The 11,255-nt window shown below is 66.2% G+C and carries 12 protein-coding genes; 3 read left to right on the forward strand and 9 right to left on the reverse strand.

All coding sequences use genetic code 11. The features are described 5' to 3' along the window. A partial coding sequence (locus WAW85_RS03450; RefSeq protein ID WP_422558253.1) for a pirin family protein occupies positions 1-588 on the reverse strand: 588 nt, incomplete at its 3' end. Between the two features lie 120 nt (positions 589-708). On the opposite strand from WAW85_RS03450, the gene WAW85_RS03455 reads away from it, so the two are divergent. The 3 genes from WAW85_RS03455 to WAW85_RS03465 all read left to right on the forward strand — a co-directional run bounded on the left by WAW85_RS03455 (position 709) and on the right by WAW85_RS03465 (position 2,793). Then, positions 709-1,110, forward strand: coding sequence for a hypothetical protein (locus WAW85_RS03455; protein ID WP_422558254.1), 402 nt, complete (start codon positions 709-711; stop codon positions 1,108-1,110). 74 nt (positions 1,111-1,184) lie between these two features. Continuing rightward, positions 1,185-1,958: an aquaporin Z gene (gene aqpZ, locus WAW85_RS03460; RefSeq protein ID WP_422558255.1), complete on the forward strand. Its 774-nt coding sequence runs from the start codon at positions 1,185-1,187 to the stop codon at positions 1,956-1,958. A gap of 10 nt (positions 1,959-1,968) precedes the next feature. Continuing rightward, positions 1,969-2,793, forward strand: coding sequence for an alpha/beta hydrolase (locus WAW85_RS03465; RefSeq protein WP_422558256.1), 825 nt, complete (start codon positions 1,969-1,971; stop codon positions 2,791-2,793). Positions 2,794-2,905: 112 nt separating this feature from the next. Here the strand turns inward: WAW85_RS03465 and WAW85_RS03470 are convergent, their stop codons facing one another. From WAW85_RS03470 to WAW85_RS03505, 8 genes are all read right to left on the reverse strand, one after another. Next, on the reverse strand, positions 2,906-3,430 hold the full coding sequence (locus WAW85_RS03470; protein WP_422558257.1) for a hypothetical protein: 525 nt from the start codon (positions 3,428-3,430) through the stop codon (positions 2,906-2,908). A 233-nt stretch (positions 3,431-3,663) separates the two neighbouring features. Next, positions 3,664-5,418 carry an acyl-CoA dehydrogenase gene (locus tag WAW85_RS03475; protein ID WP_422558258.1) on the reverse strand — a complete coding sequence of 585 codons (1,755 nt, stop codon included), beginning with the start codon at positions 5,416-5,418 and terminating at the stop codon, positions 3,664-3,666. Between the two features lie 22 nt (positions 5,419-5,440). After that, positions 5,441-6,298 carry an SDR family NAD(P)-dependent oxidoreductase gene (locus WAW85_RS03480; protein WP_422558259.1) on the reverse strand — a complete coding sequence of 286 codons (858 nt, stop codon included), beginning with the start codon at positions 6,296-6,298 and terminating at the stop codon, positions 5,441-5,443. After that, a complete protein-coding gene (locus WAW85_RS03485; protein WP_422558260.1) occupies positions 6,295-6,456 on the reverse strand; it encodes a hypothetical protein in 162 nt (53 codons plus the stop codon). The genes WAW85_RS03480 and WAW85_RS03485 overlap by 4 nt, the downstream gene beginning before the upstream one ends. Positions 6,457-6,524: 68 nt before the next feature. Continuing rightward, positions 6,525-7,943, reverse strand: a complete 1,419-nt coding sequence (locus tag WAW85_RS03490) for a serine/threonine-protein kinase (RefSeq protein WP_422558261.1) — start codon at positions 7,941-7,943, stop codon at positions 6,525-6,527. 10 nt (positions 7,944-7,953) lie between these two features. Then, positions 7,954-8,535 carry a TetR/AcrR family transcriptional regulator gene (locus WAW85_RS03495; RefSeq protein ID WP_422558262.1) on the reverse strand — a complete coding sequence of 194 codons (582 nt, stop codon included), beginning with the start codon at positions 8,533-8,535 and terminating at the stop codon, positions 7,954-7,956. After that, positions 8,532-10,760 carry an MMPL family transporter gene (locus WAW85_RS03500; protein ID WP_422558263.1) on the reverse strand — a complete coding sequence of 743 codons (2,229 nt, stop codon included), beginning with the start codon at positions 10,758-10,760 and terminating at the stop codon, positions 8,532-8,534. Before WAW85_RS03500 ends, WAW85_RS03495 begins: the two co-directional genes overlap by 4 nt. 53 nt (positions 10,761-10,813) lie before the next feature. Continuing rightward, on the reverse strand, positions 10,814-11,255 hold a 442-nt coding region (locus tag WAW85_RS03505), incomplete at its 5' end, for a PTS sugar transporter subunit IIA (RefSeq protein ID WP_422558264.1).

Raw genomic sequence — 11,255 nt, forward strand, 5'->3', positions numbered from 1 at the left:
GTGCGTCGCCCCCGGGCCCGCGTGCCCGTCGATGCGCCCGGCGATGACCCGCACCAGGGCGCCGCCGTCGGTGGAGGCCACCAGCGCGGTCTGACCGCTCTCTAAATTCTGGTACCGAGGCGGCAAGAACTTGTCGCGGGCCGGGAGATTGACCCACAGCTGAACGCCGTGAAACGTGCCACCGGATTCCACCAACTCGGCCGGTGGGGTCTCGATGTGCAGGATCCCCGCGCCTGCGGTCATCCACTGTGTCGCACCGTCGGCGATCAGGCCGCCGCCGCCTGCGGAGTCCTGATGCGCAAACAGGCCGTCGATCATGTAGGTGACGGTCTCGAAACCGCGGTGCGGGTGCCAGGACGTGCCGCGCGGCTCGCCCGGCTCATACTCCACCTCGCCCATCTGGTCCATGTGGATGAACGGGTCGAGCGCGGCGGGGCGCATGCCGGCAAAGGCACGCACCACCGGGAAGCCCTCACCTTCGTATCCGCGGGGGCCGGTGGTAATCGAGACGACGGCGCGGTCGACGTCACTCGTGTCGGCGGGGGACAGCCGGGGCAGTGTCAGGGTGTTGGCGGTGATCGCGGGCATGGTGACCTCCAATGTAGTTTAAATTTAAACTTTATCGGTTATGGCAACGCCGCCTGATCGAGATCTATTCCATCGGACGTTTCCCGCCCCGACAGACTGACAACGGCCATAATCAGATGTATGGCGATCAATCCCCTTGCTGACCGACCCGGCCGTGATCGGCAGCGCCTGCGCAAGCTCGCGCAGGCGGCGATGAATGCGGACCAGACCGTGGATCAAGTGGAGGACATCCTTGGCTCCATGGGGCCGGTGATGGGTGCGCTGTCAGAATCGCTCGTCGATCTCGACGGCGCGATCGGGAACTTCGAAACCACTCTCTCTCGGCTAAACGGCTCGCTGGACAACGTTGACGTCACCGTCAATCGGATGGGCGACGTCGTGGCACGCCTGGACCGCATCGTCGGGCAGCTCGGGGTACTGGTTGATCTTGCCGAGACCGTGCTCAAGCCGATCGGCATGATCGAGTCCGCTGGCCGCGGTGTCGTGGGGGTACTCGGCTTTGGTAGGGGCCCGAAAAATTAATTGAACAAGTCCCCAGGTAACAGCTCGGGTCTCATAGGATTCACGATGCTCTCATCCCTTTCTTAGGAGAAATCGTGAACACCGATTCGATCGGAGCCAAATGGCTCGCTGAGCTGTTCGGTACATTCTGGCTGGTATTCGGCGGCTGCGGTAGTGCCGTCTTTGCCGCCAAGTTCCTCGACGGCACCGCGCAGTTGGGTATCGGCTTCCTCGGCGTCGCGCTGGCCTTCGGCCTCACCGTGCTGACCATGGTCTACGCCGTGGGCTGGATCTCGGGCGGACACTTCAATCCGGCCGTCACCATCGGTGCGGCGGCCAGCGGCCGCTTCCCGTGGAAAGATGTCCCCGGCTACTGGATCTCGCAGGTGGTCGGCGGTCTGCTGGGTGGCCTGGCGATCTGGGCCATTGCGAGCGGCAAGCCCGGCTGGGAGGCCACCGGCAATATGGCGGCCAACGGCTTCGGCGAGCATTCGCCCGGTGGTTACAGCCTCGCCTCGGTGGCCATCGCCGAAATCCTGTTGACCGCGTTCTTTGTCATCGTCATCCTGGGTGCGACGCACGGGCGGGCGCCGGTCGGCTTTGCCGGCATCGCGATCGGTCTGACGCTGACGCTGATCCACCTCATCTCGATCCCGATCTCCAACACCTCGGTGAACCCGGCCCGCTCGACCGGTGTCGCGTTCTTCAACGGTGACGGCGCGCCCGCTCAGCTGTGGATCTTCTGGCTGGCGCCGCTGGTCGGCGGCCTCATCGGCGGCTTCCTATTCCCGCTCCTCTGGGAGAAGTCGCCGTTCGGCAAGGCCGACATCATCGGTGGCAAGGAGCCGCTGCCCGCCGTCACCGAGTAACATTGGCCAGATGACATCGACGCAACGGTCCCTCGTCGGAGCTCGTGGCCGCGACATCGTCTATGACGTCCACCGCCCGGATTCTCCGGCGGTGGGCGTCATTGCGTTGGTCCACGGACTCGGCGAGCACGCCGGCCGTTACGGCCATGTAATCCAGCGTTTCACCGACGCCGGGTACGTGGTGGTGGCACCCGACCACGCCGGACACGGCCGCTCCGACGGCTCGCTGCCCGACGTCACCGACTTCGGTGACTTCGTCGCTGATCTGCACCGGGTGATCGGTAGCGTCGAACGAGACGACCTGCCGCTCTACGTCGTCGGACACAGCATGGGCGGGGCGATAGCGCTCACCTATACACTCGACCACCCCGACGAGGTGACCGGTCTGGTGCTTTCCGGGCCCGCACTGGTGCCCGGGGAAGATCTCTCGCCACTGATGATCAAGCTCGCGCCGTTGCTGGGTCGGGTGGCCCCGCGGCTGCCTGCGGCGGCGCTGCCGTCGTCGGCGCTCAGTCGTGATCCAGCGGTCGTCGCCGCCTACGACGCCGATCCGCTGGTCTGGCACGGCAAGATCCCGGCCGGGCTGGGCGGCTCACTGCTCGCCGCGATGGCGGAGTTTCCCAAGCGTCTGCATACTTTGCGTGTACCCGTCCTCGCTTTGCACGGCGGCCGGGATGCGCTGGCGAACGCCGAAGGCACCCGGATGGTCGGCGAGCTTGCTGGCGGCGACGACGTCACCACCCAGGTGTACCCCGAACTCTTCCACGAGATCTTCAACGAGCCCGAGCGCGATGAAGTGCTCGACGAAGTGATGGAGTGGCTCGACTCTCACTGAGTAGGAAGCCAACGCATTCATCGAGATTTGCGCGACCGGTGTCGGGTCTACTCGCACGTGCTACTGACGTAGGAACTGTCGTCAGGCCAACGTATGCGCGGGCGCAAACGGACTAGCCGACGACGCGGACGGAGCTCGTTCTGGAGAGCTGGTCAGCGAGGTCGGCGCCTACCGGATCGGGGTCAGATGAGTCCGCGTCGCCACCGTCGACCTGGATCGTGATCGGCGCCCGACGGAAGGTCGTGCACAGTTCGGTTCGCGCATAAACGGTGTGCGCGGCCTCTTCGGACCGCTGTTCGCGGGGGTCGGAATACCACTGGTCCTTCGGTGCGTCGGAATCGCACCCGGTCTCTGCCTCGATGAGCACGAAGTGAACAGCCGGGCCGCTGGCACCCTTTTCGAGGTCGGCCCAACCGTCATCCAGGGACTTGGACGACGTCCAGGGCGCTTCGGAAGGCAACAGCAGGATTCCCCGGTCCCGCCCGCTCTCCGCCTCCAAAGTAGCGCGCCAGCCGTCCGGTACCGCCACCTCGACGACGATGCCGTCGTCGAGGGTGAACTGCTCCCAGCGCGCCGACTCAGATCCGGACGGCCAGAACACGGCGGTCAGGATTCCGGCGACGAGTGCGACGACCACAGCCAGCGCGCCCCAGCGCGCGGCCGGACGTTGCCAGAAGGTCGGGTCGTCAGTCTGCTCCCGGTTGCCAGCCGGCCGGCGGTTGCGGCCAGTTCGGCGGGGGATTGAAGCGCCGGAAAGGTGACGGTTGAGTCGTATGCCTCATCCCAAACACACGCGAGCTCTTCTATGAGATCTGCAACGAGCCCGAGCAGAACTATGTGCCCGACGAAGTGACGGAGTGGCTCGCCACCTTAAAACCAGGCGGGGTTCGCGTCGAGGGTGGTGCGGTCGAGGGAATCGACGAGATCGAGCTGGGGCCCGGTCTTGGGTAGCTCGTAGCGGAAGAAGTACTGGGCCGCGGCACGCTTGCCATCGTAAAAGTCCCCTTCGAGGTTGCCGACGGCCAGCACTTGCTCCAGCCACATCCATGCGACGACGATGTGCCCGGCGGCCTCCAGGTAGGCGGTGGCGTTGGCCAGCGCCAGTGCCGGGTCCCCGGTGGCCCAGACGGACTCGGTGACCTGGCCGAGGCGAGTGATCGCGGTGGCGAGCTGGTCGGCGTACCCTTCGACAAGCTCAGGGGGCAGGCAGGGCTCAGGGGGCAGGGCAGTCCGGGCGCGTTGCACTGTCTCGCCGATGGCCTCGGCGAGGGCGGCGAAGCCGGCACCGGAATCCATGATCATTTTGCGGCCCAACAGATCCAGGCCGTGAATGCCGTGCGTGCCCTCGTGGATTGGGTTCAGCCGGTTGTCCCGGTAGAACTGCTCGACGTCGAACTCGCGCGTGTAGCCATAGCCGCCATGCACCTGGATCGCCAAGCTGTTGGCCTCCAGACACCACTGACTCGGCCAGCTCTTCACGATCGGAGTGAGCACCTCGAGCAGCGTGTGCGCCCGCGCGCGGGCGGCGGCCGTGGGTGCGGTCGTCTCCTCGTCGAGCAGCCGCGAGGCGTATAGGCCCAGAGCCAACGCGCCTTCAACATAGGACTTCTGTGCCAACAGCATGCGCGTCACGTCGGCGTGCTTGATGATCGGTACTCCGCCCTGGACGCGGAGCTTCGCGTACTCGACCGACTGCAGGTATCCGGCGTAGCCGAGCGCGGTGGCCAGGAAGCCGACGCCGATCCGCGCCTCATTCATCATGTTGAACATGTAGCTCAGGCCGCGGTGCTCCTCGCCGACCAGATAACCGACGGCACCCGACGATTTCTCGCCGAAGTTGAGCAGGGTGTTGGTGGTCCCGCGGTTGCCCATCTTGTGGTTGAGGCCGACCAGGGCGACGTCGTTGCGTTCGCCGTTCTCGAGCACCTTGGGCACGATCACCAGTGAGATGCCCTTGACACCGGGTCCGCCGCCGGGGATCTTCGCCAGCACGAGGTGGACGATGTTCTCGCAGATCTCATGGTCGCCCGCGGAGATCCACATTTTGGTGCCGGTGACGCGGTAGGTGCCGTCATCGTCGCGCACCGCCCGGGTGGTGATGTCGGCGAGCGACGACCCGGCCTGCGGCTCGGACAGGCACATGGTGCCCGAGTAGCGTCCCTCGAGCATCGGCCGCACCCAAGTGTCGATCTGCTCGGCGGTGCCGTACTTCGCGAGCAGGTTGGCGTTGCCGACGGTGAGGAAGCTGTACGACGACGTCGCCGCATTGGCCGCCTGGAAATTCACCATCGACGCGCGCGCGAGCGTGTGCGGCAACTGCATCCCACCGAGATCGGCGTCGAACGAGCCAGCGTTGAGCCCGGCCTCGCCGAAGGCGCGCACGGCGGCGGTGATCTCGTCGAGCAGGATGACGGCGCCGTCGGGGCCGATCTGCGGCTCCTGCTGGTCGGACTTCTTGTTGTGCGGGGCATAGAGCTTCGCGGCCATGTCGTGACTCAAGTCCAGGACGGCGTCGAAGGTCTCCCGCGAATGGTCGGCAAAACGCTCACGCTCGGTGAGGTCGGTGACGCGCAGCCAGTCGTAGAGCAGGAAGTCGAGGTCCGCGCGGGAGATGAAATCGGCCATGCCGACTATGTTCCCACTCGGACTAGATGCCGACTCGGCGGACCAGGTCGCCGGTGACGCGCGGCGAGAAAATGGCGATCGCGCGCAGCAGTACCGCGTACCGCGGATACACCTCGGGTTCGCCGGTGATCGCCGCACGCAGAATCCACTGGGCGGCGTCGTCGGCGGAGAGGGCGGGGGCGTCGTCGTAGTCGGCGGTCGGCGCGACCATCGGGGTGCGCACCAGGGGAAAGCCGACATTACTGACCGAAACGCCGGTACCACGGCACTCGTCGTCGAGACTGCGGCCGAAGGCGGCCAACGCGGACTTGGAGGCGTGGTACGCACTGAACTTGGGCATGGACCCAGCGGCCACACCCCAGGTGACGACGTTCACGATGCGGCTGCTGCGCTGGGCGACCATCGCCGGCAGCAGGGCGGTGGTCAGCCGGACCGCGCCAAAGTAGTTGATCGCCATGGTGCGTTCGTAGTCGTGGAAGCGGTCGACGGTGTCGAGTACCGGCCGCCTGATGGAGCGCCCGGCATTGTTCACCAGGATGTCCGGCGTGCCGAAGCGGGCCAGGATCTCCTCGGCCAGGCGTGCCGCGTCGTCGATGTCGGACAGGTCCGCCGAGATCGGATACGCGATCCCGCCGCTGGCGGCGATGGTGTCGCAGAGGGTGGTGAGCCGCTCCAAGTTCCGGGCGACGGCGATGACTTCGGCGCCCCGGGCCGCGAACATGCGCGCTGCAGATTCGCCGATGCCCGAGGATGCTCCGGTGATGACGGTGAGCTGGCCGTCCAGATCCGTGCGGGCTGACCACAGGCCAGCGAGGCGGTTGCTGACAGTGTGGGCCGGGCGCAGCGCGATGCGGGTGAGCGCGCGTACGCCAGGAATCACTTGTACTTCTTGATGATCTTCGTCGCTTCGTCGGCGCTGACGTTCTTCGCCACGAGTTTGCCGTTCTTCACCTTGCGGATGGTGAACAGCTTCGACTTCTTGGCATCAGCAACATGGAGCCCGACGGACTTCGCCTTTTTGTTCAGATCTTCCAGCACGAGTGGATGGTAACCCCTCAAAGTGAACAGATCACACGGGTCTCCGGTATCTGATCCGAAGCTGTGTCTCAGCAGATCTCGACGCCCACCGGGGTGGTGTTGTCCAGGCGCCGCGCATAGGTCTCGCCGCCGATTCGGTTGCGGGTGGCGCACGTGTCGGCCAGGCTCGTGCCCGGGTAGTAGACGGCATAGATCGGGTTGCCGTCGAGTGATTGGCGCAGGGACTGACAGGACTGATCCGTGCGCAGGTACGACGACCCCGGGAAGCGGGCCAAGGCCGCGTCGACCTCCTGGGCGTAGGTGCCCGGGTTGGTGGCGTTGTAGACGAACGCCACGGTGCGGCCGTCGCACGGCGGCGTGGAGATCGGGGTTGCGAGACCGAGGTCCCCGGGTGGTCGTGCGGCAGTGGTCGTCGCGGCGGTGGTGGTCGCGGTGGTGGTGGTGGTCGTGGTGGTGGCGGTAGTCACCGCGGCGGGGGCCGCGGCCGAATCCGGGTCGGCCGTGCTGTTGGTCGAGTTCCAGATCAAGAGACCGCCGATCGCGGCGACCAGCACGACCGCGGCGGACAATGTGGCGATCAGGCCGATATTGCTGCCGGCGGGCGTCGGCGGCGTCGGGGGTGTGAGCGAGACGGGCGGTGTGGGCGGGACGGGTGTCGGTGCGACGGCGGTCTGCCGCAGTTGGTGCGGTGCGGCGGTAGCGGCGGCGGCCAACTCGCCTGCGGTGCGGTAGCGCTGTGCGGGATCCTTCGCCGTAGCGCGGGCGATCACGCCGTCGTAGACGGTGCCGGTCGGCGGCAGCTGGCGCGCCAGATGCCCGGCGATGATCTGTTCCATGCTGGTGGCGCCGAAAGGTTTAGTGCCGGTGAGGGATTCGAACAGCACGCAGCCCAGCGCGTAGATGTCGGCGGGCGGCCCGATGGGCGTGCCGTTGCCGAACCGTTCGGGCGCCATGTAGTTGAACGAGCCGATTGCCATGCCGGTCGAGGTCAAACCGGCCTGCCCGGCCGACTGCACCAGTCCGAAGTCCACCAGGTAGGCGAAGCCGTTCCCGTCGAGCAGTATGTTCTCCGGCTTCACATCGCGGTGCGTCAGCCCGGCCGCATGCGCGGTGTCCAGGGCGCCGGCGATCTGGGTGACGACGTCGACGGCTCGCTCCGGGGTGAGCGTGCCGCTGGTGATCGCCGCGCGCAGATCCCGGCCGTGCACGATCCGCATATCCAGGAAGAGTTGGCCGTCGATCTCGCCGAAATCGTGGATCGGGATCACGTGCGGATCGTTCAGCCGCGCGACGGTCTGCGATTCGCGGAGAAAGCGGGCGCGAAAATCGACATCGTCGGCCAGATTCTCCGGCAGCACCTTCAGCGCGACGGTGCGGTCCTTGCGGGTGTCGACGGCCTCGTACACCTCGCCCATACCGCCGCGGCCGACACGACGGACGAGGCGGTACGGGCCCAGCGTCGTGCCGGAACGATCGGTCACTGCCATGGCGGCCAGGTTACAGGGGCAGCCCCTGCTCGAGAAGGTCGATGGCGACCAGTAGGTCCTCTAGCGTCGTCTGATCGATGGAATCGGCGCGATTGGCGATGTGCATCATTACGGCGGAGAGGGCCGCGATGAAGACCCGCAGCGGCAGCCCATCCGCGGGGGTGCCCGTGTAGTCGGCGATGAAGTCGATGCCTTCCTGCATCACCCGGTCGGCCTCCAGCTGATACGCCATCGCGAGCACCGGCTCGGAGCGCAGCAGCCTGAAGCGTTCGGCGTTCGAGGACCACGGGTCCGCGTTGGCGATGGTGAACATTCCGGTCACGATCTGGCGGGCCAGATCAAACGGGGGCAGGCCCGGTGGGATCCGGGTGAGCATCTCCTGGCGCGCGTCATCGAGGTCGTCGTGAATCAGCACCTGCTCTTTGGACTCGAAGTACCGGAACAAGGTGGTGTGTGAGATGTCGGCGGCTTCGGCGATCTGCGCGACCGTCGTCGCCTGATAGCCCTGCCGGGAGATCAGATCGAGGGCGGCGGCGCGGATCGCCGCGCGGGTCTGCTGCTTGTGAGCCGCGCGGCGTCCAGGTGGCGTCATGCCGTCAATACTGGTTCTTCGACGGTGGTGCTGACCCCCCGATTGCGCACCTTGCTGCCCTCGACGTCGAAATTGAGGACGAGTTTGTCCAGCCAGCGGGGCAGCCCCCACGCCTTCTCACCCAGCAGGGAGATCACCGCGGGCACGACGATCATGCGGATGATGAAGGCGTCGAAGAAGACCGCGACGGCCAGGGCGAAGCCGAGCATCTTGTTAGTGGTCTCCGGAGACAGCATGAACGCGGCGAAGACGCTGATCATGATGATCGCGGCCGAGGTCACCACGCGGGCCCCGTGCCGGTAGCCGGCCACGATGGCGTCCTTCGGGGACATGCCGTGCAAGAACTCCTCGCGCATGCGCGTCACTAGGAACACCTGATAGTCCATGGCCAGGCCGAAGACCACGCCCACCAGGAAGATCGGCAGGAACGAGAGGATCGGCTGCGTGTTGGAGATCAGGCCGAGCCAGCCGTCGGTGAACACCAGCGTGGTGATGCCGAAGGTGGCGAGCACCGAGAAGATGAAGCCCAGTGTGCCGATCAGTGGCACCCAGAGCGACCGGAACACCGCGATCATAATGAGGAAGGCCAGGCCGACGACGAGGGCGATGTAGGGGATCAGCGCTTTGTCGAGTTTGGCCGACAGGTCTGACATGATCCCGGTCTGGCCGCCGACGTGAATCTCGGCGCCAGCCGCCTCGATCTGCGGGGAGAGGGCCCGGATCGATTCCATCAACTCGTGGGTCTCCGGCGACGACGGCGAGCTCAGTGGCGTCACGACGATCAGCGCGGTGTCGGCGCCCGGGTTCGGATTGCGCGGGTCGGCGCCGTTGCCCATCCACACGATCTGCTCGGGTTGGTACACGTCATTGAGTGTTTTGATCTCGGCGACGGCGCGGTCGGCGGCCGGCGCGACGTCGCCGCCCGACCCATCGTGTACGACGACGAACAGTTGTCCGTTGATGCCCTCGCCGAAGCCCTTGGTGACGAGCTCCTGTGCGGCGGCTTCGTCGTCGCCAGTCATGTCCATACCGAGCTGCATGCCCTGGACCGGGATGGCTGCGGCCACCAGGATTGCCAGGCCGGCGATGATGAACGGGATCGGTTTGGCGACGACGGCGCGGCCGAACTTGGTGCCGATGGAGTCGTAGGAGTCATCCTGCTCGGCATGCTTGATCCACGGAATGCGGGGGGAGAAGGCGAAGCGGCCGAACGCGCCGAGTAGTGCCGGGATCAGAGTGAGGGAGGCGATCACGGCGATCAGGACGGCCAGTGCCGCACCCAGACCCATCTGGGTGATCAGCGGAATGCCGATCACCATGAGGGCAACCACGGCGATGATCACCGTCAGACCGGCGAAGACGACCGCGGTGCCCGCGGTGCCGGTAGCTCGGCCCGCGGCGTCGGCGGGGTCACCGCCGCGTGCGCGTTCGGTGCGGTAGCGGGACACGATGAAGAGGGCGTAGTCGATGGACACGGCGAGGCCGAGCATCAGGACGATGCCGGTCGCGGTCTGGTTGACGGTCATGACCTCGGTGCTGAGCATCAGCAGCATCATGGTCATGCCGACGCCGACGATGGCGGTGATGAGCGGGATGAAGGCGGCGATCAGCGCGCCGAAGGCCACGATCATCACCACGAATGCCACACCCATGCCGAGCGCCTCGGCGGCGCCGCCGGACTCCCTCGCCTGCATGACGCCGCTGGTGGCCTGCACGTCCAGGCCGTTGCCCCGGTGCGTGTCGACGATATCGGTCAGGGCCTGCTTATCCGCGGCGGTGAGCTCCATCCGGTCCAGGTCTTGGGAGACAAAGACCAGGCCGATCTTGCCGTCGTCGGATAAGACGGTGGAGGCGATCGCCGGGTCCTTCTGCGCAAGGGTCACCGGGTTGGCGATAGTCTCCGGTGCCAGTACTTTGTTGAGTCCGCTGAGCGCGGCGGTGAGCTTGTCGATCTGCTTCGTGTGCGCGGCCAGACCGTCCGGCGCGGCAACCACGACGGTGGTGCGGGATTTGCTCTGTTGCGCGGACAGCGCCGGGAAGTTCTCCTGCATCTGCTCCATCGTGATGCCGGCATCGGTGCCCGGTAGTTCGAAATCGTTGGCGAACTTGGGATTCAGGGCGGCGACGAGCGAGCCGAGGACCACCACGAGGGCGAGCCAGGCGCCGATCATCCACCACTTGTGGCGGAACGAGAACCGGCCGAGCCGGAAGAGAACGGAAGACATGCCATAAAGTGTTACTGACTAACACTTTGCGGCGCAAAGAATTGTGTCTCGACTCACCCGGCGGGGACGAAGGCTTTGGACTGCACGGCGATGATGGGGGTACCGGCGGGCGCGAGGCCCTCGGCGATGCCGGTGACCGAGACGAACTTCTTGGTGTTCATCACGACCACCGGGGTGATCGGGGAGTAGCCGGCGGCCTCGATCTTGGCGCGGTCAAAGGTGACTAGCGGCGTACCGGCCTTGACCTTCTTGCCAGCCTCGACGTGCACGGTGAAGCCGTCGCCGCCCATCTGCACGGTGTCTATGCCGATGTGGATGAGCAGTTCCACGCCGCCGTCGAGCACCATGCCGACCGCGTGGCCGGTGGGCTGCAGCGCGACGATGGTCGCATCGGCCGGGGCGTAGACGGTGTCGCCGGTCGGATCGATGGCGACGCCGTGACCGACGGTGCCCGCCGCAAACGCCGGGTCCGGGACCTGGTCGAGAGGAAGGACG

Source organism: Gordonia sp. (in: high G+C Gram-positive bacteria) (assembly GCF_049299075.1).
Classification (GTDB): domain Bacteria; phylum Actinomycetota; class Actinomycetes; order Mycobacteriales; family Mycobacteriaceae; genus Gordonia.